This window comes from Pseudomonas sp. CFSAN084952, assembly GCF_009648855.1.
Classification (GTDB): Bacteria; Pseudomonadota; Gammaproteobacteria; order Pseudomonadales; family Pseudomonadaceae; genus Aquipseudomonas; species Aquipseudomonas paracarnis.
The window spans coordinates 5,170,628-5,193,704 of the sequence record NZ_CP045767.1; the positions used below are offsets into that span (position 1 = coordinate 5,170,628).

Below are 23,077 nucleotides of genomic sequence, written 5' to 3' on the forward strand. Positions count from 1 at the left end.
TAATCCCGGTACTTTCAGCCCCGGTTCAGCCTGGGCGGGTGCCAAGCCGTCAAACTGACGCGCCTATAACGACCCACTTAGCCGCTCATCAAATCGACTACCGAGGTCGCCCATGAAAAAATTCCGATTGCCTGGCCTGCTATTGCTTGCCCAGGCCACCACAGCACTGGCTAGCGAAACGCCAACGGTCACTGACGACAAAGGCTTCTGGTACGCCCAGACCAGCATCTACACCCGGCACTTTGCACCCGACCCGCAACACAACAACAAGCAGGACTTGATCGGCCTGGAGCGCAATGAGGCGTCGGGCCTGGTGTATGGCGGGGTGACCTTTCGCAACTCGTTCCGCCAACGCTCGTACTACGCCTATGCGGGCAAGCGCTATGACATGGCCGACTATCCGGTGTATGCGAAGTTGACCGGCGGGCTGATCCAGGGCTATCGCGGCGAGTACCGCGACAAGATCCCGTTGAACCGATTCGGTGTGGCGCCGGTGATCATTCCATCGGTGGGAACGCATTACGGGCCGGTGGCGGCGGAGCTGGTGCTGCTCGGGTTCAACGCAGCAATGGTGACGACTGGCGTGCGCTTCTGACACAGCACGGTCCTGGGTGGGAGCTGGCTTGCCTGCGATAGCGGTGTGCCAGGCGGCAAATGAGGCGCTGACCCACCGCTATCGCAGGCAAGCCAGCTCCCACATTTTGCAGCGCAAGGTCTTAGGGCCGTGGGGCATAGGCGAAGACATCGGCGCGCATCCGGTGCGCATCCATGCCGGCGTTGACCAGTGCGTCCAAGGTGCCGTAGATCATCGCCGGCGAACCGCTGGCGTAGACGTGCACGCTATTGAGGTCGGCAATGTCTTCGCACACTACCTCATGCAGCAAACCGCAGCGCCCTTCCCAGCCACACAGGTCGCTGACCACTTTGTGCAGGAACAGATTGGGCAATTGCAGCCACTGATCCCAGTGCTCGATCTGGTAGAAATCTTCCGGGCGCCGTACGCCCCAATACAGGTGCACCGGGTGCTTGAAGCCCGAAGCGCGGCAGTGCTCGATCAGGCTGTGCATCTGCGCCATACCGGTACCGGCGGCCATCAGCACCAGCGGCCCGTCCGGCAACTCGGCCAGGTGGGTGTCACCGAACGGCAGTTCCACACGAGCCATCTGGTTGCGCTGCAATTGTTCGATCAGGTTGCGCGCACTGTCTTCGCGCACCAGCACATGCAGCTCCAACTCACGCCCGGCATGGGGCGCAGAAGCCAGAGAAAACGCCGACTTTTCGCCGTTCTCCCGTTCGAGCATCAAGTATTGCCCGGCGTGGTAACGCACCGCCTTACCGGCCGGGGCGCGCAGGCGCACACGCCAGACATCGCCGCCGACTTCCACGCACTCGATCAATTGGCATGACAATTTGCGCAACGGCAACTCTCCTGGCGCCAGTACGCCATCCCACAACACAATGCAGTCTTCCAGGGGCTCGGCGATGCAGGTGTAGAACTCACCATGATCGCGCACTTCCCCGGCTTGGCGTACCCGGCCCTCCACCAGCAACGCCGCGCAGACATGGCACACGCCATTGCGACAGGCCTGAGGGCACTCATAGCCCAGGCGACGGGCACCTTCGAGGATTCGCTCGCCAGGGGCCAGTTCCAGCACAGCACCGGAAGGTTGCAGGGTTACACGCATCAATCTATTCCCAATTCTTTCCAGATCGCATCGACCCGCGCCGTGACGGCTTCATCCTTGACGATCACCCGGCCCCACTCACGCGTGGTTTCGCCCGGCCATTTGTGCGTGGCATCCAGGCCCATCTTTGAGCCAAGGCCCGATACCGGCGACGCGAAGTCGAGGTAGTCGATAGGCGTGTTGTCGATCATCACCGTGTCGCGCTTGGGATCCATGCGCGTGGTGATGGCCCAGATCACGTCGTTCCAGTCCCGGGCATTGATGTCGTCGTCGGTGACGATAACGAACTTGGTATACATGAACTGTCGCAAAAACGACCACACACCGAGCATTACCCGCTTGGCATGCCCCGGATACGACTTCTTCATGGTGACGATGGCCATGCGATACGAACAGCCCTCGGGCGGCAGGTAGAAGTCGGTGATCTCAGGGAATTGCTTTTGCAGGATCGGCACGAACACTTCGTTGAGCGCCACACCGAGGATGGCCGGCTCATCGGGCGGACGGCCTGTGTAGGTACTGTGGTAGATCGGCTTGACCCGATGGGTGATGCGCTCGACGGTGAACACCGGGAAGCTGTCGACTTCGTTGTAGTAACCGGTGTGGTCGCCGTACGGGCCTTCATCGGCCATTTCACCTGGGTGAATCACGCCTTCAAGGATGATTTCGGCGGTAGCCGGCACTTGCAGGTCGTTACCGCGGCACTTCACCAGCTCCGTGCGATTACCGCGCAACAAGCCGGCGAAGGCGTACTCGGAGAGGCTGTCAGGTACGGGAGTGACGGCACCGAGAATGGTCGCCGGGTCGGCACCCAGGGCCACGGACACCGGGAACGGCTTGCCGGGATGCTTCTCGCACCACTCACGAAAGTCGAGGGCGCCGCCACGGTGGCTGAGCCAGCGCATGATCACTTTGTTACGGCCAATGACTTGCTGACGGTAGATACCGAGGTTCTGGCGATCCTTGTTCGGGCCCTTGGTGACAGTCAGGCCCCAGGTGATCAACGGGCCGACGTCGCCGGGCCAGCAGGTTTGCACCGGGAGCATGGCCAGGTCGACATCATCGCCTTCAATGACCACTTCCTGGCAGACCGCGTCCTTGACCACCTTGGGGGCCATGGCGATGATCTTGCGGAAGATCGGCAGTTTGGACCAGGCGTCCTTCAAGCCCTTGGGCGGCTCGGGCTCCTTGAGAAAGGCCAGCAGCTTGCCGATCTCGCGCAGTTCGCTGACAGACTCGGCGCCCATGCCAAAGGCCACGCGCTCGGGAGTACCGAACAGGTTGCCCAGCACCGGGATATCAAAGCCGGTCGGGTTTTCGAACAACAGCGCCGGGCCCTTGTTGCGCAAGGTGCGGTCGCAAATCTCAGTCATTTCCAGCACCGGAGAAATCGGCATCTGGATACGTTTCAACTCTCCGCGCTGCTCAAGTTGCTGCACGAAATCCCGAAGATCCTTGAATTTCATTAACCATGCCACCCGTAAAATAGGCGTACATCCTACCTGCTCTGAGGGCGGCTGGCAGCTTAATTGGCCGTCAATCCACGTGATTGCAACGAACTGAACAACGGTTCCAGGAAGGCTTCGATGTGTCGCGCGCCGACGTCCGAAAGATGGTTATCGTCGGTATACAACGCGCGGCCATTGAGTTCGACCCGGCACAACCCATCGGCGCCGCACAGTAATGGCGCGGGGTCCAGCACCGCGACACCGCTGTCGGCAGCCGCCAATTCATCAAACAATTGCGTGATAAAGGCCTGGCGCTTCACATGCTCGGCCACGGCGAGCCCTTCACCGTCCACGGGCCGGTTCATCATGGCCAGGCGGCTGAGACGGTAAGGCACGATGATTTCCTGCAGCGGCACTTCCTTGACCAACCAGACCTTGTGGCCGGCAGCGCGCAAGTCCCGAATGCGCTCGCGCAGGCCCTGGGCAAAGCGTTGTTCGGCGACGGCACGCACATACTGGCCGGTGCCAGGATCTTTGAGTGCATGCTCCTTGTCACCGGACATTTGCCCATACACATACAGGCTCCAGCGGGCGGCCAACACCACATCGCTGAACGTCTGCTCGGCCATGGCCTTCTCGACGCGCCGGTTGAAATGCGCGCAGCGGGCAATATTTTCCAGGCCATCGAGGGGAATACAGCCGGCAAAACTGGCTTCGACCAGGCTGATATCGTGACGATCAGCGCCCTCTTTGAGTGCCGGTATCAGCGCGGTAGCGTGACTGTCACCCCATACCAACGCCGAAACCGATTGGTCTTTCGGGCCGAAATGGCAGAACAAGCGTTCATCGGGCGTATCTTTGTCGGCCATGCACGCCAGCAGGTCAGGGCTCCACTTCTTGGCCTGGGCAAAACGCAACGCCTGTTCGGACAAGCGCGAAGGCACGCCGTCAGCTTCGCGTATCGCAAGGCCAGTGAAGCCCAGCCCCAGAATGCCGACCATGGCTGACGCCAGAATCGCCTTACGCGAAGCCAGCAAACGTTTTTCCCGGAACGGCGTTTCCACGAAGCGCCAGGACAGATAGCCCAGCACCAGCGAAAGCAGCATCAGCCCCCCCAGTTCCAGCGCGCTCAAGCCATCCACCGCGGCGTAGTTGGCGTACACGAATACCGGCCAGTGCCAGAGGTACCAGGAATAAGAGATCAGCCCGATACCCACCATGATCCGCGTGCCCAACAGGCGAGCGACCCAAGTCTGTTGCTGGCCGTTGGCCCAGATCAACCCGACCACACCCAGCACAGGCAACAACGCAGTCGCGCCTGGGAACGGCGTTTTCGCGTCGTAGCCCAGCACAGCGATGAGGATCAATGCCAGGGAAGCCAGGCTGATCCCTTGCGCCAAGGCCCGCGACGCGCGCCACTCACGCTTGGGCTGCACCGCCAGCATCGCACCGGCCAGTAGCTCCCAGGCCCGCAGATGCAACAGGAAGAAAGCTTTCTGTGGCTCATGCTGAACCGCCCAGACGCTCATGCCAAACGACGCCAGCAGCACCGCGAACAATGCCAGGCGCCAGTGCTTCAAACGGCTGGAAAGCAAGGTCAACAGCAATGGGAAGAAAATATAGAACTGCTCTTCTACTGCGAGCGACCAGGTATGCAGCAAGGGCTTGATGTCGGATGAGGCATCAAAGTAGCCATGCTGGCGCGAGAACAACAGGTTCGACGTAAAGGTCACCTGATAGTGCGCAGACCGCCCTAACTCTTCATAGTCCTTGGGCGCCAACAGAAACCAACCCACTGCCAGTGTCGCGGCGATCATCACAAACAGCGCAGGCAAGATACGCCGGGCTCTACGAGCCCAGAAGTCGATGAAGCTGAAGCGTCCAGCTTGACGCTCACGCCAGATAATTGACGTGATCAGGAAACCTGAGATGACGAAGAAGACGTCAACGCCAACAAAACCGCCAGTAATGCCAGGGACACCAAAGTGGAACAACACGACTGCAAGGACAGCGATGGCACGCAGGCCATCGATGTCTCTGCGGTAAGCAAGGGTGGTCATAAGAATGTGGTCAGTCTGCGACGAAAGGGATGAGCGAAGTCACGCGTCAATTTTTGTTACTTAACGGATACTTATGCCACAAAAATCGCAGAATCTCGACGCAAAAAAAATGGCGCCCCATTAAGGGCGCCATTTTTTTGGACCTGAAACGCTGTATTACTTGCGTTTCATCGACAGGAAGAACTCGTCGTTGGTCTTGGTGGTTTTCAGCTTGTCGATCAGAAACTCGATGGCAGCGACTTCGTCCATCGGGTGCAGCAGCTTGCGCAGGATCCACATACGCTGCAGTTCGTCGTCTGCGGTCAGCAGCTCTTCGCGGCGGGTGCCGGAGCGGTTGATGTTGATCGCAGGGAACACACGCTTTTCAGCGATGCGACGGTCCAAAGGCAGTTCCATGTTGCCGGTACCCTTGAACTCTTCGTAGATCACTTCGTCCATCTTCGAGCCGGTTTCAACCAGCGCGGTGGCGATAATGGTCAGCGAGCCGCCTTCTTCGATGTTGCGCGCAGCGCCGAAGAAACGCTTTGGTTTTTCCAGGGCGTGGGCATCGACACCACCGGTCAGCACCTTGCCGGAGCTCGGGATCACGGTGTTATAGGCGCGGGCCAGACGGGTGATGGAGTCGAGCAGGATCACCACGTCTTTCTTGTGTTCGACCAGGCGCTTGGCCTTCTCGATCACCATTTCGGCAACCTGCACGTGGCGGGTTGGCGGCTCATCGAACGTCGAGGCAACCACTTCGCCGCGCACGGTGCGCTGCATCTCGGTCACTTCTTCCGGACGCTCATCGATCAACAGTACGATCAGGTGAACTTCAGGGTTGTTACGTGCGATGTTCGCTGCAATGTTCTGCAGCATGATCGTTTTACCGGCTTTCGGCGGTGCGACGATCAGGCCACGCTGGCCTTTGCCGATTGGAGCGCAGAGGTCAATCACACGACCGGTCAAGTCTTCGGTGGAGCCGTTACCGGCTTCCATCTTCATGCGCACGGTCGGGAACAGCGGCGTCAGGTTCTCGAAGAGAATCTTGTTTTTCGCGTTCTCGGGGCGATCGAAGTTGATCGTGTCGACCTTGAGCAGGGCGAAGTAACGCTCGCCTTCCTTCGGAGGACGGATCTTGCCAACGATGGTGTCACCGGTGCGCAAGTTGAAGCGACGGATCTGGCTCGGCGAGACGTAGATATCATCTGGGCCGGCGAGATAGGACGCATCTGCAGAGCGGAGGAAGCCGAAGCCGTCCTGGAGAATCTCCAGCACGCCATCACCGGAGATTTCCTCGCCGCTTTTCGCGTGCTTCTTGAGCAGGGAGAAAATCACGTCCTGCTTGCGCGAACGGGCCATATTTTCTATGCCCATTTCTTCGGCCAGTTGGAGCAGGTCGGTAATCGGCTTTTGCTTGAGTTCAGTCAGATTCATATAGGAATGACGTAATCATTTATGGAGGGGGGAAATTAAGCTTTTGGCTTAATGAGGCCGCGCCGCAGAGAAGGCGACAGGATCGCGTACTAATCGAAAAGGAATGCGTCGGCGACGGCTTGCAGGGGGCAGTGGAGAAACCACTGCGGGGCCGAATGTACCACCTGGATTTCGGAGCGTCTAGCCCTGTTTTACGAAAAAGCCCCGCAATTTGCGGGGCTTTTTTGACGACGCTTAGAGGCTCGCGTCGAGGAAAGCTTGCAACTGGGACTTCGACAGAGCACCCACTTTAGTCGCTTCGACATTGCCGTTCTTGAACAGCATCAGGGTCGGGATACCACGCACGCCATGCTTGGCCGGGGTGTCCTGGTTCTCGTCGATGTTCAGCTTGGCAATGGTCAGCTTGCCTGCGTAGGTGGTTGCAATGTCGTCCAGGACCGGAGCGATCATTTTGCAAGGGCCGCACCATTCAGCCCAGTAGTCAACCAGCACCGGGCCGTCAGCCTTGAGGACTTCGGCTTCAAAGGTCGCGTCGGTGACGTGCTTGATAAGATCGCTGCTCATGGATGTCTCCGGATTGTAAGCAAAAAAAACGTTGCCCATCATAGCCGCCCTTCCCCTGTTCAGGAAGCCGCGTCTGATTGAGTCTTGCTATGAGGTTGAATGAGCGTGGGTATGACTCTGTCACGGCGTGGCGGGCGTCATGAACGCAATGCCCGTGCGCAACGCTGCATTACGTATATGTTCCTGCATGGTTTTCTGCGCCGCCGTACTGTTGCGGCGGGCCAGGGCGCGCAGGATTCTGCGATGTTCCTGCCAGGTTTCCATGGCCCGTTCCGGCCGGATGAACGGTAGCTTCTGACTTTCCAGAAACACCTCGGCGCTGGCGCTGAGGATGCTCACCATGGCCTGGTTACCGCTGGCCAGCAGAATACGCTGATGAAATTCGAAGTCCAGGCGGGCGGCCGCTTCGAAGTCGCCCGCCTTGAGCACTTTGCGCATGGCTTGGACGTTGTCTTGCAGGCTGTCCAGTGCATCGAGGGTCAGTGTCACTGCTGCCAACCCCGCCGCAAACCCCTCCAAGGCGTAGCGCAGCTGGAAGATATCCGGCGGCGTGGCCTGCGCCGCGAAGGGCCAGGCGAACCCCGGTGCCTCTTGCACGTCCTGCACGAACACGCCCTTGCCCGGCTGCACGTTGACCACGCCCAAAGCGCTGAGGGACGACAGCGCCTCACGCAACGACGCCCGGCTCACCCCCAATTGCAGGGCCAGGTCGCGCTGGGATGGCAGCGCGTCGCCCGGCCCAAAGCCTTGCTCCTTGATCAGTTTGCGGATGGCCTGCAAGGCCGCTTCCGGTACGGCTTGGGCAATGGAATTCATAAAAAGCTCAGGGTTCCCGATAGCGTGTGTGACCCGTTGTAAAACTATTCATAGCTGGCTGCAAGCCACGCCCCAAAGGCGCTCGCGGCTTTTTGCAAACGCTCGAAAAGGGTGCGGGAAACCTGACCACTGTTCAGACCAGTAAGACCACTGCACCTCAACAAAAATCAGCCTTGCAGACGATCCGAACGGTGCTGGCATGGGCTGTGCACTGGGCAAACTCAGAAAATTCCTTCGCCTTTTTCGGAGAGTTGCCATGACCAAGCGCTACAGCGCCCTGCTCACTGCCCTGTTTGCCAGCCTGATGCTGAGCCAGGCACCCGCCCAGGCGAGTGGTCTGGATGACATCGTCGCCCGTGGCACCCTGAAGGTTGCCGTCCCCCAGGACTTCCCGCCGTTTGGTTCGGTCGGCCCTGACATGCAACCCCGGGGCCTGGACATCGACACCGCCAAGCTGCTGGCCGACCAACTCAAGGTCAAGCTGGAACTGACACCGGTCAACAGCACCAACCGCATACCGTTCCTCACCACTGGCAAAGTCGACCTGGTTATTTCCAGCCTGGGCAAAAACCCCGAGCGCGCAAAGGTCATCGACTTCTCCAACGCCTACGCGCCGTTCTACCTTGCCGTGTTTGGGCCGCCTGATGCCGCCATCGCCAGCCTCGACGACCTCAAGGGCAAGACCATCAGCGTGACCCGTGGCGCCATCGAAGACATCGAGCTGACCGCGGTAGCGCCCAAGGAAGCCACGATCAAGCGTTTTGAAGACAACAACTCCACCATCGCCGCCTACCTGGCCGGCCAGGTCGACCTGATCGCCAGTGGCAACGTGGTCATGGTGGCCATCAGCGAACGCAACCCCAAGCGCGTACCGGCACTGAAGGTGAAACTCAAGGATTCGCCGGTGTACGTAGGCGTGAACAAGAACGAGCCGGCGCTGCTGGAAAAGGTCAACCAGATCCTGGTGGCAGCCAAGGCTGACGGCAGCCTTGGGAAAAACGCGATGCAGTGGCTCAAAGAACCGCTGCCTGCCGACCTCTGACGCGGAGCTCAAAGATGGCCTATCAATTCGACTTTGTGCCGGTGCTGGCCAATACCGACCTGCTCCTGCGTGGCGCGCTGTTCACCCTTGAGCTGACGGCCATTGGCGCCATCCTCGGCGTGGCCCTGGGCACTGTCGGCGCCGTGGTACGGGCGTGGAAGATCCAACCGTTTGCGTGGGTCTTTGGTGTGTATGTCGAGTTGATCCGCAACACGCCGTTCCTGGTGCAACTATTCTTCATCTTCTTCGGCCTGCCATCCCTCGGGTTGAAAATTACCGAGTGGCAAGCCGCCGTGCTGGCGATGGTGATCAACCTGGGGGCCTACTCCACCGAGATCATCCGTGCCGGCATCCAGGCCATCCCACGGGGGCAACTGGAGGCGGCCGCGGCACTGGCAATGACGCGCTTTGAAGCGTTTCGCCATGTGGTGCTGCTGCCGGCCCTGGGCAAGGTGTGGCCCGCCCTGAGCAGCCAGATCATCATCGTGATGCTCGGTTCGGCGGTGTGTTCGCAGATTGCGACTGAAGAATTGAGCTTTGCCGCCAACTTTATCCAGTCGCGTAATTTCCGTGCCTTTGAAACCTATGCCCTGACCACCCTGGTGTACCTGTGCATGGCGCTGATGATTCGCCAATTGCTCAACTGGATCGGCCGACGGTTTGTCATGAGGAACAGCCGATGAGTGATTTTTCGTTCTGGGACATTGTGCGCAACCTGCTGACCGGCCTGCAATGGACGCTGTTGCTGTCATTGGTGGCGTTTGTGGGCGGCGGCCTGATCGGCTTATTGGTGATGACCCTGCGCATCAGCCGCAAAGCGTTCCCACGCAATATGGCCCGCACCTATATCGAACTGTTCCAGGGCACGCCACTGCTGATGCAGCTGTTCCTGGTGTTTTTCGGCGTTGCCCTGCTTGGCGTGGACATATCGCCCTGGCTGGCAGCGGCAATTGCCTTGACCCTGTTTACCAGTGCCTACCTGGCTGAAATATGGCGCGGTTGCGTCGATTCCATTGCCCACGGCCAATGGGAAGCCTCGGCCAGCCTGGCCCTCAACCCGCTTGAACAACTGCGCTATGTGATCCTGCCCCAGGCGCTGCGCATTGCTGTCGCGCCGACGGTGGGCTTTTCGGTGCAGGTGGTCAAAGGCACCGCCGTGACCTCGATCATCGGCTTCACCGAACTGACCAAGACGGGCGGCATGCTCGCCAACGCCACCTTTGAACCCTTCATGGTCTACGGCCTGGTGGCCCTCGGTTACTTTTTGCTCTGTTACCCCTTGTCCCTCAGTGCGCGCTACCTGGAAAGGAGACTGCATGCCTCTGCTTAGAATTTCTGCCCTGCATAAGTATTACGGCGATCACCACGTACTCAAGGGCATCGACTTGACGGTGGACGAAGGCCAGGTGGTCGCGATCATCGGCCGCAGCGGCTCGGGCAAGTCCACCTTGCTGCGCACCCTCAATGGCCTGGAGTCGATCAACGACGGTGTAATCGAAGTCGATGGCGAATACCTCGACGCCGCCCGCGCCGACCTGCGCAGCCTGCGGCAGAAGGTCGGCATGGTGTTCCAGCAATTCAATCTGTTCCCGCACCTGACCGTGGGCGAGAACGTGATGCTGGCGCCGCAAGTGGTGCAGAAAGTGCCCAAGGCCAAGGCCGCCCAACTGGCCAGGCAGATGCTGGACCGGGTCGGGCTGGGCGAAAAATTCGACGCCTTTCCCGATCGCCTGTCCGGCGGCCAGCAACAGCGCGTCGCCATTGCCCGCGCCCTGGCCATGTCGCCCAAGGTGCTGCTGTGCGACGAGATCACTTCAGCCCTGGACCCCGAACTGGTCAATGAAGTGCTGAGCGTGGTGCGCCAACTGGCTCAGGACGGCATGACCCTGATCATGGTGACTCACGAAATGCGTTTTGCCCGTGAGGTCGGCGACAAGCTCGTGTTCATGCACCAGGGCAAGGTACATGAAACCGGTGACCCGAAGGTACTGTTCGCCAACCCGAAAACGGCCGAGCTGGCTAACTTCATTGGCTCGGTGGAACAGCCGGGCTAACCAGTTCGAAACGGCCCTGCCCTTCAAGGTGGGCCTGCGTGCGTACCATCAACGCGTCGAAGGGCAGTTCGGTGTCGATATCGACCTGGGCGGTGAGCCTGCGCCCTGTCACCGGCACACCTGAGACTCGCGCAATCAAGGCCTGGCCGGGTAACAACTGGCCGCTGGCCGACTCATCAGGTGCTTGAGCAGACGACCAGCCGACTGCTCGCCCGTCGACCTGGGCATGCTTGAGACGCAAGCGCAAACGCCCCTCACGACCAAACCGAAACCCTTGCCCATCGGCAGGCGCTGCGACAAAACGCAGGGCCATTGCCGCCGGCTCCGCGCAGAGCACGGTCATGCTGAACGTGCGGGTAGCCAGCACCACAGCGGCATTTTCAACCACTGCATCCCGGTATATCGGCCCATAGTCGATGCGCGACTGGCTCAGCGATAGCCGACAGTTTTCAGCTTGCGCATCAAGTGCCGCCAGCAACATGCATAACAGGGCCAAGGGCAGGCTTGCACGCTTAACCACCCTGGCACACCGCCGATACCGCTTCATAGAATTTGTCATTGTCAGGCTTGGCCTCGGGGTCGATGTGCAACAGGCAAGTGGAAGAGTCCGGCAATGAAACTTTCAGGCTTTGCGACTCGGAGACGTCGTTGAGGAAAATCATGCCCTCGCCCACCACACTGGTGATGAAGCGATTGCCCTTGCCCAAGACCGAGGCGCCCTGAGGCAATGGTCGGCCGTGCTGATCGTTGGCGGTTACCAGCATCCGGCGTACTTTCACCACGTCAAAATCCACGTTATTGAACGAGCCTCGGCCTGCCGCAAGGACCTGGGTGCCGTTTTTCAGGTCCACCCGTTTGGGCAAGGAAGGGGTCTGCACCTGGACGCGGCTGTTGGTGTAGGCCGGCAAGCCGGCGATTACCGCCTGGCCGCTGAAGTCGGTCCATACCGGGCCTTGTGGCGTCTCGACTTTCGCCGAGCCGATATCGCCGACCGAGACGATGCCGAACGTGTCCTGCACGCTGTAGGGCGAAAAGGTCAGCCCGCCTTCGTGAGCCACCGCACCACCCTGCCATTGGCCGGTGTAGCTGGTGCCCAGCGGGTCACGGCTAACGCCCAGGCCCACTCGCGTATAGCGTGGCAACAAGTCCACTTGCCCACGCAACGATTGCTCCCTGGCCCGCATGTCACGCTCAACTCCCACTTCGTAGTTCACATACTCGTTGACCCGCTCGCTCAGTGCAGTGCCCGCGGTAAATTGCTCCCCACGGCGGCTGGTGTAGCTGCTCACACGGCGATCGCCGCCCAGCGGCACGCTGACCTGCAACCGCAGGGACACATCGTTATCCACGGCACGATCACGCCGGCTGCCTGTATAGGTGGCGTCACGGCCAGCCCGTGAACCACCTACCTGTGAATCAGCGATCAGCGCCACATCGGCATGGCCAAACGACTTGTTCCATGAGGCAAACACATGCTCGCTGGTTTGCCCGCCAAATTGAGCGCTGCGGGTGTAATTCAAAGAAAATACGCCCAGCGTGGGGTCGGCCCAGCTCACGCCCGCGGTGTACTGGTTTTTAAAGTGGGAATCGAGATCATCGGCCCTGAGCGACTGGCCCACTTCAGTGACTTCACGGTAACCACGCGTCTGGGTAGTGGCGCTGAGGTTGACGTCGATATTGGCCCCGACCGGGCTGCTCAGTGACAGGCTGCTGCGTGAGCCGGACACGGCTTTCTGGCTGTCCCGGGACAGGTTATGGCGTGCGTTGACAGAAACCCGCTGGAAAAACACGCTGCTCAGGGTGCCCCCTGCCGCCCAATAGTCATCGGTACTCAACAAGCCAAAACCCGCAGACGAGTGGCTCCCCAGCCCCCAGGTACCACTGCCCATGGCGATCACCGGTGAAGGCCCTTCCTCACCCGCCGTTCTGCGCAACTCGCCCACCGACAAATAGTATCCAGGCGCCGCCGGGGTAGCCCCCGCGAACGATGCCGCCGGCACCACGAAACTGCGCTTGGCACCCCGCACGTCAATTACACTGACCTCAAGGTCGCTGGTGGTGTTAAGCAGGGGCAAGCCCGTCAGCCGGAACGGTCCTTCAGGCACCAACGTACTGTGGACCAACACACCGGACTGGCGTATTTCAACCCGCGATTGGCTTTGGGCCAACCCCTCGGCCACTGCGTTATTGCCGCCTGCGGGTGTTCTGGCCTGCCCATCGGGGGAGAACTGCACGCCCGACAGTTGGATCCCGCCAAACAACGGGTTATTGCTGGAGATCTGGCCTGCCTGGAACGTCGACTGCAACCCGGCGATATCCCGCTGGGCATAAGCGTGCAAGTGTTCGGTACGGGTCTGGCCGTTGTCAGACACATAGAACTGACGGCTGCGGACAATCCAGTCGTCGAGGTTGAAGCCCGCCTCTGTATAAGCCGACACGAACCGGCTGGGCCCACTGCGCAAATGGCTGTCGTAACCCAGCACGTCATAGTTGAACAACGCTGCCGCGCCACCGTGGGAAAAATTCCCGCTTTCCCACTGGGATTCGCGCAAGGCCTGTGTCGGCACCACCAGTACCACTTCGTCGTTACCGGGGCGCAGCCGCACCATCGTCGCCGGGAATGTGCCGAGAAAGTCATGGCAGGCCTGGTCGGGCCTGGCGCCGGGCTGCAGGATTGTGCCGGGTTTAACCAGCCCGGCCTTCTCAAGTAAACCTGGGGTGAAACACAACTCACCCTGCGAACCAAACCGGGCATCCACCCGCCCAAGCGGGTTGCCATTGACCCGCAACCCCACCACCTGGACACCTTCGCGAAAGCGCGCCGCACTGCGAAAGTAATCGGCAACCTTGGGGTCTATGCCGTGGGTTGTGAGGGCCGCCAGGTCAAACCCTTCCCCGAGTTCCAGCGCGGTCGCCATACCAGGCAGACTCCAGAGCGCCGCAAAGCCGATGGATAACGTGGATCGACCGGGCCAGGCAGTACCGGCAATGTCGCGCCTCGAAGGAAGCCTCATGAACCGATCAACCTTCATCGGTGATGACCGGCGCTCGGTAGCTGTCTACCGAAAACCCGTAGACCGTGGCGGGCTGGATCTCTACTTGAGCCACATTGCCCAGAGTACCTTCGCCCTTCGCCACCAATGCCTCACCCGGCAAGATGTAAGTGCGCGGCAATGTCGCCAGTGTGCCTTGTGGCAGCAGCTGCACATCTGGCGCCAGGCGCACCACATAGGCGCTGTCGTTGTGGACGCTGAGCCGGTCCCCGACGCGCTTCCAGGTCAACAATTCCCACGGCGTATGGTGTCGCGGCAGGCCTTGGGGGTGCAGGATAAGCGGCAAATTCTGCCGCAGGGTGATGCCAATGGTCGCACCACCCGCAGCCCGCGCCTGGGGGATGCCCTCAAACGACACGCGCTTGAGCCGCTGGGTCTTGAGCGGCTGTTTCAGGGTGCTGATAAAACGCACCAGCTGGGTGTCGCCTGCCTCCACACGGGTAACTGGCGGTGTGACAATCAGTAGCGGCTCCAGGTCTTCAGGCACATTCTCAACTACGGAATGCAGCAGCGCGGGCCCCGCATCGGTGTTCTTGATACTCAGGGTGGCTTCGCCGTCCTCTTCATAAAGCACCACCACTGTTGTTTCCGGCAACATACCGTCGGCGGTGGCAACAGCACTAAAAAAAAGATGCCACAGCCATACACAACTTATTAAAAAACCACGCACTCAGTATTCCCCTCAACTCATGCCATTGACGATTGGCAATCGCGCAGCCATAGAAAAACAGCCAATAAGAAAGGGTTAGTTTCTTGATCGGCTGCTTTCAGTTATTTAGATGTAACTCAATACAAGCGTGGCGCGCCCATCAATGGAAATGTCGCGGCTTAAATCCAGATCCCGAGCCTTGTTGATTACCGCTTTCACCGCGAGCGTACCGGTCAATTGGCTGATAGCGGCAGGGGTAATCGTCGTGCCATTACGCCAAGAGTACTGGCTCGGCGACTGGGCCACTTTGCCATCGCTGTTGTACCAGGCCCCCAGGCCGCTGCGCATGATCGGAAACAGCGTTGTGCCGGAGGACCTGAGGTCCTTGAGAGTCACCGAATAGCCACCGGTACGCCGGGCGCCTACCATACCCAAACCATAGTTCTGTGCTTCGGTGAAGCCCGCGCCGAGGATGCCCGTCACCTTGCTGCCCGCTTGCAGGTCGGTAAACGTGAGCCCGAACCTGGCAGGCGTGGTGCCGCAATTGATCACCAGCGAAGTGGTCCTCTCTTCGCGCGGGTTAAACGCTGTTTGGGACAATTCGCCCGAGCGAATCGTGCCGTAGTCGATGATGCCACTGCCCGCCAGGCTGAGGTTGCAGGCAGCAGGTGTAATGGTGCCCCTGACGACCAACTGCGCACTGGTGGTTGCCTGGGCATTGAGGGTTGCAGCCAGGCACACCATACCGACGGTTAATCCAATAATTTTTTTCATGCTCGTCCTGTCATTAGGAATTAACAGGCGTTCTTTATTTTGGTTTTAGCGACTCCGTCGCTCAACGCTTTATCTTCCGTAACACAAAACTATAAATAAATAACACCCAGGCAGAATTGCCGAATGACAGTCTGGCGCCTTGGTGCCTGGCAAAAAAATCAGACAACACGGTATTTGCTGTGGGCCGTATTAAATTAGGCAACGGTTTTAATCGATCAGCAAAGTAGTCCTCTGACTGAAATCGCATGATCTACAGCCCCGATCACTGTAAGCAATGTCATACACAACTTACGACGACATACAGTTAAAACGCCTCACGGTATCGGATTACCTATTCGTTTAAAGCTTGCGAAGCTGCCCTACACTTCCCAGAGATTTCCCTACAGACAGCATCGGTCCAATTACCGAAGCACAACGCGTTGGCGTCAGCGGTCGATCGTGGCACGATGGCAAGGTTATCGACCGAGATCCTCAAACCATGCCGCAATCCCAAGCCAAGAATCTGTCCTTGATCGCCGCCATCGACCTGGGCTCCAACAGCTTTCATATGGTCGTGGCCAAGGCCCAGAACGGTGAGATCCGCATCCTTGAGCGGCTCGGCGAAAAAGTGCAACTGGCCGCCGGGATCGACGACGAGCGCAAGCTCAATGAAGAATCCATGCAGCGCGGCCTCGATTGCCTCAAGCGTTTTGCGCAACTGATCAACGGCATGCCCCCAGGCGCAGTGCGTATCGTTGGCACCAATGCCTTGCGCGAGGCCCGCAACCGCAACGAGTTCATCCATCGCGCCGAGGAAATCCTCGGGCATCCGGTGGAGGTCATCTCGGGCCGTGAAGAGGCTCGCCTGATCTACCTCGGCGTGTCACACACACTGGCCGATACGCCCGGCAAACGCCTGGTGGCGGACATTGGCGGCGGTAGCACCGAGTTCATCATCGGCCAGCGTTTCGAACCGCTGCTGCGTGAAAGCCTGCAGATGGGATGCGTGAGTTTCACCCAGCGTTATTTCAAGGATGGCAAGATCACTCCGGCGCGCTATGCCCAGGCCTACACCGCAGCGCGTCTGGAAATCATGAGCATCGAACACGCCTTGCACCGACTGACCTGGGATGAAGCCATCGGCTCGTCCGGCACCATCCGTGCCATCGGCCTGGCCTTGAAAGCCGGTGGCCATGGCACCGGCGAGGTGAACGCCGAGGGCTTGGCGTGGCTCAAGCGCAAGTTGTTCAAGCTGGGGGATGCAGAGAAAATCGACTTCGATGGCATCAAGCCCGACCGCCGTGCGATTTTCCCTGCGGGCCTGGCAATTCTCGAAGCCATCTTCGACGCCCTCGAACTGCAACGCATGGACCACTGTGACGGCGCCCTGCGCGAAGGCGTGCTCTACGACCTGCTGGGCCGGCACCACCACGAAGACGTGCGCGAGCGCACCCTCAGCTCGCTGATGGAGCGTTATCACGTTGACCTGGAACAAGCCGCACGCGTGGAGCGCAAAGCCCTGCACGCGTTCGACCAGGTGGCCGAGGACTGGGACCTGGAAGACGGCGTCTGGCGCGAGTTACTCGGCTGGGCAGCCAAGGTGCATGAAGTCGGCCTGGACATCGCCCACTACCATTATCACAAGCACGGCGCCTACCTGATCGAACACTCGGACCTGGCCGGTTTCTCCCGGGAAGACCAACAGATGCTCGCGCTGCTGGTACGCGGCCATCGCCGTAATATTCCCAAGGACAAGTTTGCCGAATTCGGTAAAGACGGCATCAAGCTGATCCGCCTGTGCGCGCTGCTGCGCTTTGCGATCCTGTTCCACCACATCCGCGGCACCCAGGAAATGCCCCAGGTCAAACTGCACGCCGATGGCGATAGCCTGGAAGTGATGTTCCCCAAAGGCTGGCTGGATGAAAATCAGCTGACCCAGGCGGACTTCGCCCAGGAAGCGGAATGGCTGACACGGGTGGGGTTCAGCCTGAACCTGCGCTAAAGCCCACTGCAAAACAAATGTGGGAGCGGGCTTGCCCGCGAATGCAGTGGATCAGTCACCAGATGCATTGACTGACACACCGCATTCGCGAGCAAGCCCGCTCCCACATGGAGTTGCGTATGCCTGGGCTAGTTCACCGTCAGAATCGGGCTACCCAACTTCTCCAATAATGTCGCCTGCGCGCTGCGCGGGTTCTGGTTGCCGGTCGGGGTGTTACGCACGTAGCGACCATCCGACTGCAGGCTCCAGCTGTGGGTGTTGTCGGTGAGGTAGCTTTCCAGCTCCTTCTTGACCCGCATGATCAGCTTCTTGCCTTCCACCGGGAAGCAGGTCTCCACGCGCTTGTCGAGGTTGCGCTCCATCCAGTCGGCACTGGAGAGGAACATCTGTTCTTCGCCGCCGTTAAGGAAGTAGAACACGCGGGTGTGCTCCAGGAAGCGGCCGATGATCGAGCGCACATGGATGTTATGCGACACGCCCACAATGCCGGGGCGCAGGCAGCACATGCCACGTACCACCAGGTCGATGCGCACACCGGACTGGCTGGCCTTGTACAGAGCACGGATGATCTTCGGATCGGTCAGCGAGTTGAACTTGGCGATGATGTGCGCCGGCTTGCCATCGAGGGCAAACTGGGTCTCGCGGGCAATCATGTCGAGCATGCCCTTCTTGAGCGTGAACGGCGCGTGCAACAGCTTCTTCATGCGTAGGGTCTTGCCCATGCCGATCAACTGGCTGAACAACTTGCCGACGTCTTCGCACAGCGCGTCGTCGGACGTCAGCAAGCTGTAGTCGGTGTAGAGCTTGGCGTTGCCGGCGTGATAGTTACCGGTACCCAAGTGGGCGTAGCGCACGATCTCACCGGCTTCACGGCGCAGGATCAGCATCATCTTGGCGTGGGTCTTGAAGCCGACCACGCCGTAGATCACCACCGCACCGGCCGCTTGCAGACGGCTGGCCAGTTGCAGGTTGGACTCTTCGTCGAAACGCGCACGCAACTCGATCACCGCAGTGACTTCTTTGCCATTACGCGCCGCATCCACCAGCGCATCGACGATTTCCGAGTTCGCGCCGCTGCGGTACAGGGTCTGGCGCACGGCCAGGACGTGCGGGTCCTTGGCAGCCTGGCGCAGCAGGTCGACCACCGGGGTGAACGACTCGAAAGGGTGCAGCAGCAGGATGTCCTGCTTGCTCACCACGCTGAAGATGTTCTCGCTGTTTTGCAAAAGTTTCGGGATCTGCGGCGTGAACGGCTTGTATTGCAGCTCCGGGTGGCTGTCCAGGCCGGTAATGCTGAACAGGCGCGTGAGGTTCACAGGGCCGTTGACCTGGTACAGCTCCGATTCTGCCAAGTTGAACTGCTTGAGCAGGTAGTCCGACAGATGTTTCGGGCAGGTGTCCGCCACTTCCAGGCGCACCGCATCGCCATAGCGCCGTGAGAACAGTTCGCCGCGCAGGGCACGTGCCAGGTCTTCAACGTCTTCGGAGTCCAGCGCCAGGTCGGCGTTACGGGTCAGGCGGAACTGGTAGCAGCCCTTGACCTTCATGCCCTGGAACAGGTCGTCGGCGTGCGCGTGAATCATCGATGACAGGAATACATAGTTGTCGCCAGCGCCCCCTACCTCTTCCGGTACCTTGATGATCCGAGGCAACAGACGCGGCGCCGGGATGATCGCCAGGCCCGAATCGCGGCCGAAAGCGTCGATACCTTCGAGTTCGACGATGAAGTTGAGGCTCTTGTTCACCAGCAAGGGGAACGGGTGCGTCGGGTCGAGGCCGATAGGCGTGATGATCGGCGAAATCTCGTCCCGGAAGTAACGGCGCACCCAGGTCTTGATCTTGGCGGTCCAGTGACGACGACGAATGAAGCGGACTTGGTGCTTTTCCAGCTCCGGCAGCAGGATGTCGTTGAGGATCGCATACTGGCGGTCTACATGGCCGTGCACCAGCTCACTGATACGCGCCAGGGCCTGGTGCGGTTGCAGGCCATCGGCACCGGCTTGTTCACGGGCAAAGGTGATCTGCTTCTTGAGGCCGGCAACACGGATCTCGAAGAACTCGTCCAGGTTACTGGAGAAGATCAGCAGGAATTTCAGCCGCTCCAGCAAGGGGTAGGACTCATCCAGCGCCTGCTCAAGCACGCGGATGTTGAATTGCAGTTGTGACAACTCGCGGTGGATGTACAGGCTGCTGTCATCCAGGTTGGTGACCACGGCCACCGGCGCCGGCGCAGGCGCTTCGGCCACCACCGCAGGCGGTGCGGGCTCCAGCTCCGGCGGGGTCTGGGCGACTTGTTCAACCACCGGGTGAGCGTCTTTTACGGCAACTTCTGAGAGTCCTTCGGTATTCATCGAGTGTTCCTGTGAGGGCTATTGTTGCTCTCTAAGCAATTGGGCGGCGCGGGCGGCGAAGTAGGTCAGAATGCCATCAGCGCCGGCACGTTTAAAGGCAGTCAGGGATTCGAGGATCACCCCTTCACTCAACCAACCATTCTGGATGGCCGCCATGTGCATGGCGTATTCACCGCTGACCTGATAGACAAAGGTCGGCACTTTGAATTCCTCTTTGACCCGGTAAAGAATGTCAAGGTAGGGCATCCCCGGCTTAACCATCACCATATCGGCGCCTTCGGCCAGGTCGGCAGCCACCTCGTGCAGGGCTTCCTGGCTGTTGGCCGGGTCCATCTGATACGAGGCCTTGTTGGCCTTGCCCAGGTTCAGCGCCGAGCCTACCGCATCGCGGAATGGGCCGTAGTAGGCGCTGGCGTATTTGGCCGAGTAGGCCATGATCCGCACATTGACGTGACCGGCCAGCTCAAGGGCTTCGCGAATCGCCTGGATGCGCCCGTCCATCATGTCCGACGGTGCAACCACCTGGGCGCCCGCAGCCGCGTGTGATAACGCCTGCTTGACCAGTGCATCGACGGTGATGTCGTTCTGCACATAACCGTCTTCGTCAAGAATGCCATCCTGGCCGTGGGTGGTGAACGGGTCCAGGGCCACGTCAGTGATCACCCCAAGCTCCGGGAAGCGCTCGCGCAAGGCACGGGTGGCGCGCTGGGCAATCCCGTCGGGGTTCCAGGCTTCAGCGGCGTCCAGGGACTTGAGTTCCGCCGGGGTCACCGGAAACAGCGCCAGCGCCGGAATGCCCAACTCGACCCAATTCGCCGCTTCTTCAAGCAACAAATCAATGGTCAGACGCTCCACACCCGGCATCGACGCCACCGCTTCCCGGCGATTTTCGCCGTCGAGCACGAAAACCGGCAGGATCAGATCATTCGTGGTCAGTACATTTTCACGTACCAGGCGACGAGAAAAATCATCACGACGATTGCGACGCAGACGGGTGGCAGGGAACAGGCGATTGGCAGGGGTAAAGCTCACGACAGACTCCTGAGCCCGTGTTTACGGGCGAGCGTTGCAGTTATAAGCGGCCATTATGACGAATGAATGACAGTTGTGCTTATCGACGCGACCTGTAGTCCCATTCGTCATTTGCATAGGAATTGTTCACTTCGTGACACATCTCGATACTTTCATGAATCTTCGTGAAGGCGTAGGCTGCGCGTTCATTTCGCCAGCACCCTAGACCATGCTTCAACAATTTCTGCATGACTTCGGCTACTTTGCCCTCTTTCTCGGCACGTTCTTCGAAGGCGAGACCATCCTTGTACTCGCAGGCTTCCTGGCGTTCCGTGGCTACATGGATATCAACCTGGTGGTGGTCGTTGCCTTTTTTGGCAGCTACGCCGGCGACCAGCTCTGGTACTACATGGGGCGCAAGCACGGCCGCAAGTTGCTGGCGCGCAAGCCGCGCTGGCAATTGATGGGCGACAAGGCGCTGGAACATATCCGCAAGCATCCGGATATCTGGGTATTGAGTTTCCGCTTCGTCTACGGCTTGCGCACGGTGATGCCCGTGGCGATTGGCCTGTCCGGCTATCCACCGTTGCGCTACCTGGTCCTCAACGGTATTGGCGCGGCGATCTGGGCCGCGGCACTGGGGGCGGCGGCCTACCACTTTGGCGCGGTGCTGGAAGGGATGCTCGGCAGCGTCAAGAAATACGAGCTGTGGGTACTGGGCGCCTTGCTGGTGCTGGGCTTTGGCCTGTGGCTGCGCCGTCGCTTCAAGAATGCCCGCATCGCCCGCCAAGCCTGTGCCGAGGCCAAGGCTCGGCTGGCTAACGAGCCAGCCCCGATCGAAACGCCTAAGACACCCACCGAGTAAGCCGGCTTCTGCAACAGTAGAGGCCGATGAGGCTGAGCAGGCTGTAGCTCGCCAGGCCCAGCCAGCCCAGGTTGCTGGCGGGCCACAACCCTGCCAGCGGCGCCAGCCATACCAAGGGAACATTCAGCACCAGGCGCGCCAGCTCGGCCTTCAGTGCCCATGGGCGATTCTCCAGCGCAACCCCCAGGGTAAACAATCCCAGTGCCATTGCGCCCCAACCGAGGACCAGCGCCGAGGTGGGCGAGCCCTCACCCACATTCATCAGATAGCTGCCAAACCCCACATAAGCCGCAAACTGCAAGGCGATGTAGACCTGTTGGCGCATGTCCAGTGGCACCTCGAATTTGCGGAACTGGCTCAGGTCCGGCTTGGCCATCGGGTACTTGGCCTTGACGTCCGCCGGCCGCCAACCGGTGCGCATGAACCAGATGCGCAGCTTGTCCCACCAACGCTCAGTACGCCTGGCGTCGCTCCAGAGCTGCGCATAAAACTGCAGGTTGGCCCACAGCGGATTCCAACTGGCCAGGGGTGTGGTTACGCCGAAAATCACCGGTTCGTTATCGTCTTCCTCTTGGAAGGTGCCGAACAGCCGGTCCCAAATAATGAACACCCCGCCGTAGTTGCGATCCATGTAGAGAGCGTTCTGTGCATGGTGGGCCCGATGATTGGACGGTGTGACGAAAAACCATTCGACCCAGCCGAGCTTGGGAACATGGCGTGTATGGACCCAGAATTGATACAGCAGGTTGAGCGACGCTACGCTGATAAACACCACCAGCGGCACACCAACCACCGCCAGGGGCAAGTAGAAGATCCAACTCAGCAGGAAACCGGTGCTGGTCTGGCGCAAGGCAGTGCTGAGGTTGTAGTCCTCGCTCTGGTGATGCACCGAATGCGCGGCCCACAGGATGTTGCGTTCATGCCCCATGCGATGCAGCCAGTAGTAGCAGAAATCATAAAATACAAAGGCGAATACCCAGGTCCAGGCGCTCTGGGTCGGCAGCTCGAACAACGCCAGGTGCTTGAGGGCGAAGGCGTAGGTCAGCAGGCCCACACCCTTGGTGAGCAAGCCGGTGGTGGTGGACAGCACACCGGTGCTGAGGCTGTTGATGGCATCCGCCACTCGGTAGTTGCGCGCGCCGCGCCAACGGTCGGCCAGCAACTCCACCACAATCAGGGCGATAAAAAACGGTACTGCGTAAGGCACGAAGTCCATGGGCTAGTCCGGTCTATTTTTGTTACATCAAGATTAGGTGCAGCGACGTGAGATCCCATTGGCAACAGGTTACAAATTAGTAGACATTTAAC

The 23,077-nt window shown here is 59.8% G+C and carries 20 protein-coding genes; 7 read left to right on the forward strand and 13 right to left on the reverse strand.

The genetic code is table 11. The annotated features are described in order from the left end of the window. The first annotated feature begins 112 nt into the window (after positions 1–112). Entirely contained in the window at positions 113–595 is a 483-nt protein-coding gene (locus GH769_RS23650; RefSeq protein ID WP_014720418.1) for a hypothetical protein, read from the forward strand. 121 nt (positions 596–716) lie between these two features. Here GH769_RS23650 and GH769_RS23655 read toward each other — a convergent pair whose 3' ends face one another. The 6 genes from GH769_RS23655 to GH769_RS23680 form a co-directional block, all read right to left on the reverse strand. Beyond that, positions 717–1,685, reverse strand: coding sequence for a CDP-6-deoxy-delta-3,4-glucoseen reductase (locus tag GH769_RS23655; protein ID WP_014720419.1), 969 nt, complete (start codon positions 1,683–1,685; stop codon positions 717–719). Next, on the reverse strand, positions 1,685–3,151 hold the full coding sequence (gene ubiD / locus GH769_RS23660) for a 4-hydroxy-3-polyprenylbenzoate decarboxylase (protein ID WP_003195329.1): 1,467 nt from the start codon (positions 3,149–3,151) through the stop codon (positions 1,685–1,687). The genes GH769_RS23655 and ubiD overlap by 1 nt, the downstream gene beginning before the upstream one ends. Before the next feature lie 59 nt (positions 3,152–3,210). Further along, entirely contained in the window at positions 3,211–5,193 is a 1,983-nt protein-coding gene (locus tag GH769_RS23665; protein WP_020301811.1) for an acyltransferase family protein, read from the reverse strand. Between the two features lie 156 nt (positions 5,194–5,349). Then, positions 5,350–6,609 (reverse strand): transcription termination factor Rho, encoded by a 1,260-nt coding sequence (rho, locus tag GH769_RS23670; protein ID WP_003176825.1) that lies wholly within the window; start codon positions 6,607–6,609, stop codon positions 5,350–5,352. Between the two features lie 234 nt (positions 6,610–6,843). After that, positions 6,844–7,173: a thioredoxin TrxA gene (gene trxA, locus GH769_RS23675; protein WP_014720421.1), complete on the reverse strand. Its 330-nt coding sequence runs from the start codon at positions 7,171–7,173 to the stop codon at positions 6,844–6,846. A gap of 120 nt (positions 7,174–7,293) precedes the next feature. Continuing rightward, a complete protein-coding gene (locus GH769_RS23680) occupies positions 7,294–7,989 on the reverse strand; it encodes a FadR/GntR family transcriptional regulator (RefSeq protein WP_014720422.1) in 696 nt (231 codons plus the stop codon). Between the two features lie 256 nt (positions 7,990–8,245). Here GH769_RS23680 and GH769_RS23685 point away from each other — a divergent pair, with 256 nt between their 5' ends. From GH769_RS23685 to GH769_RS23700, 4 genes are read left to right on the forward strand one after another with little or no spacing between them, the layout of a single operon-like run. Next, positions 8,246–9,031 carry a transporter substrate-binding domain-containing protein gene (locus GH769_RS23685; RefSeq protein ID WP_014720423.1) on the forward strand — a complete coding sequence of 262 codons (786 nt, stop codon included), beginning with the start codon at positions 8,246–8,248 and terminating at the stop codon, positions 9,029–9,031. Between the two features lie 14 nt (positions 9,032–9,045). Further along, positions 9,046–9,714 carry an amino acid ABC transporter permease gene (locus tag GH769_RS23690; protein ID WP_014720424.1) on the forward strand — a complete coding sequence of 223 codons (669 nt, stop codon included), beginning with the start codon at positions 9,046–9,048 and terminating at the stop codon, positions 9,712–9,714. Further along, positions 9,711–10,361: an amino acid ABC transporter permease gene (locus GH769_RS23695; RefSeq protein WP_032894590.1), complete on the forward strand. Its 651-nt coding sequence runs from the start codon at positions 9,711–9,713 to the stop codon at positions 10,359–10,361. Before GH769_RS23690 ends, GH769_RS23695 begins: the two co-directional genes overlap by 4 nt. Further along, positions 10,348–11,085: an amino acid ABC transporter ATP-binding protein gene (locus GH769_RS23700; protein ID WP_032902243.1), complete on the forward strand. Its 738-nt coding sequence runs from the start codon at positions 10,348–10,350 to the stop codon at positions 11,083–11,085. Before GH769_RS23695 ends, GH769_RS23700 begins: the two co-directional genes overlap by 14 nt. Here the strand turns inward: GH769_RS23700 and GH769_RS23705 are convergent. From GH769_RS23705 to GH769_RS23720, 4 genes are all read right to left on the reverse strand, one after another. Beyond that, a complete protein-coding gene (locus GH769_RS23705) occupies positions 11,057–11,632 on the reverse strand; it encodes a hypothetical protein (RefSeq protein WP_108538234.1) in 576 nt (191 codons plus the stop codon). The two genes, GH769_RS23700 and GH769_RS23705, sit on opposite strands and share 29 nt — an antisense overlap. Continuing rightward, positions 11,598–14,099, reverse strand: coding sequence for a fimbria/pilus outer membrane usher protein (locus GH769_RS23710; RefSeq protein ID WP_177480900.1), 2,502 nt, complete (start codon positions 14,097–14,099; stop codon positions 11,598–11,600). Before GH769_RS23710 ends, GH769_RS23705 begins: the two co-directional genes overlap by 35 nt. A 7-nt stretch (positions 14,100–14,106) precedes the next feature. Beyond that, positions 14,107–14,793 (reverse strand): fimbria/pilus chaperone family protein, encoded by a 687-nt coding sequence (locus tag GH769_RS23715; RefSeq protein ID WP_093114399.1) that lies wholly within the window; start codon positions 14,791–14,793, stop codon positions 14,107–14,109. A 120-nt stretch (positions 14,794–14,913) separates the two neighbouring features. Beyond that, entirely contained in the window at positions 14,914–15,561 is a 648-nt protein-coding gene (locus tag GH769_RS23720) for a DUF1120 domain-containing protein (protein ID WP_014720430.1), read from the reverse strand. A gap of 478 nt (positions 15,562–16,039) precedes the next feature. Here GH769_RS23720 and ppx point away from each other — a divergent pair, with 478 nt between their 5' ends. After that, a complete protein-coding gene (gene ppx, locus GH769_RS23725; protein WP_003195352.1) occupies positions 16,040–17,542 on the forward strand; it encodes an exopolyphosphatase in 1,503 nt (500 codons plus the stop codon). A 128-nt stretch (positions 17,543–17,670) separates the two neighbouring features. Here ppx and ppk1 read toward each other — a convergent pair whose 3' ends face one another. Together ppk1 and hemB are read right to left on the reverse strand one after the other, a co-directional pair. Next, the gene (gene ppk1 / locus GH769_RS23730) at positions 17,671–19,893 is read right to left on the reverse strand and encodes a polyphosphate kinase 1 (protein WP_014720431.1); all 2,223 of its coding nucleotides are present in this window, start codon (positions 19,891–19,893) and stop codon (positions 17,671–17,673) included. A gap of 18 nt (positions 19,894–19,911) precedes the next feature. Next, a complete protein-coding gene (hemB, locus tag GH769_RS23735; RefSeq protein WP_019819828.1) occupies positions 19,912–20,925 on the reverse strand; it encodes a porphobilinogen synthase in 1,014 nt (337 codons plus the stop codon). A gap of 208 nt (positions 20,926–21,133) precedes the next feature. Here hemB and GH769_RS23740 point away from each other — a divergent pair, with 208 nt between their 5' ends. After that, a complete protein-coding gene (locus tag GH769_RS23740) occupies positions 21,134–21,769 on the forward strand; it encodes a DedA family protein (protein WP_014720433.1) in 636 nt (211 codons plus the stop codon). Here GH769_RS23740 and GH769_RS23745 read toward each other — a convergent pair. After that, positions 21,750–22,985, reverse strand: coding sequence for a sterol desaturase family protein (locus GH769_RS23745; RefSeq protein WP_020301805.1), 1,236 nt, complete (start codon positions 22,983–22,985; stop codon positions 21,750–21,752). The genes GH769_RS23740 and GH769_RS23745 overlap by 20 nt on opposite strands. Positions 22,986–23,077: the final 92 nt, after the last annotated feature.

Coding starts and splice junctions, on each gene's coding strand:
- GH769_RS23650 (WP_014720418.1), top strand. CDS start 113: ATGAAAAAATTCCGATTGCCTGGCCTGCTATTGCTTGCCCAGGCCACC.
- GH769_RS23655 (WP_014720419.1), bottom strand. CDS start 1,685: ATGCGTGTAACCCTGCAACCTTCCGGTGCTGTGCTGGAACTGGCCCCT.
- ubiD (WP_003195329.1), bottom strand. CDS start 3,151: ATGAAATTCAAGGATCTTCGGGATTTCGTGCAGCAACTTGAGCAGCGC.
- GH769_RS23665 (WP_020301811.1), bottom strand. CDS start 5,193: ATGACCACCCTTGCTTACCGCAGAGACATCGATGGCCTGCGTGCCATC.
- rho (WP_003176825.1), bottom strand. CDS start 6,609: ATGAATCTGACTGAACTCAAGCAAAAGCCGATTACCGACCTGCTCCAA.
- trxA (WP_014720421.1), bottom strand. CDS start 7,173: ATGAGCAGCGATCTTATCAAGCACGTCACCGACGCGACCTTTGAAGCC.
- GH769_RS23680 (WP_014720422.1), bottom strand. CDS start 7,989: ATGAATTCCATTGCCCAAGCCGTACCGGAAGCGGCCTTGCAGGCCATC.
- GH769_RS23685 (WP_014720423.1), top strand. CDS start 8,246: ATGACCAAGCGCTACAGCGCCCTGCTCACTGCCCTGTTTGCCAGCCTG.
- GH769_RS23690 (WP_014720424.1), top strand. CDS start 9,046: ATGGCCTATCAATTCGACTTTGTGCCGGTGCTGGCCAATACCGACCTG.
- GH769_RS23695 (WP_032894590.1), top strand. CDS start 9,711: ATGAGTGATTTTTCGTTCTGGGACATTGTGCGCAACCTGCTGACCGGC.
- GH769_RS23700 (WP_032902243.1), top strand. CDS start 10,348: ATGCCTCTGCTTAGAATTTCTGCCCTGCATAAGTATTACGGCGATCAC.
- GH769_RS23705 (WP_108538234.1), bottom strand. CDS start 11,632: ATGAAGCGGTATCGGCGGTGTGCCAGGGTGGTTAAGCGTGCAAGCCTG.
- GH769_RS23710 (WP_177480900.1), bottom strand. CDS start 14,099: ATGAGGCTTCCTTCGAGGCGCGACATTGCCGGTACTGCCTGGCCCGGT.
- GH769_RS23720 (WP_014720430.1), bottom strand. CDS start 15,561: ATGAAAAAAATTATTGGATTAACCGTCGGTATGGTGTGCCTGGCTGCA.
- ppx (WP_003195352.1), top strand. CDS start 16,040: ATGCCGCAATCCCAAGCCAAGAATCTGTCCTTGATCGCCGCCATCGAC.
- ppk1 (WP_014720431.1), bottom strand. CDS start 19,893: ATGAATACCGAAGGACTCTCAGAAGTTGCCGTAAAAGACGCTCACCCG.
- GH769_RS23740 (WP_014720433.1), top strand. CDS start 21,134: ATGCTTCAACAATTTCTGCATGACTTCGGCTACTTTGCCCTCTTTCTC.
- GH769_RS23745 (WP_020301805.1), bottom strand. CDS start 22,985: ATGGACTTCGTGCCTTACGCAGTACCGTTTTTTATCGCCCTGATTGTG.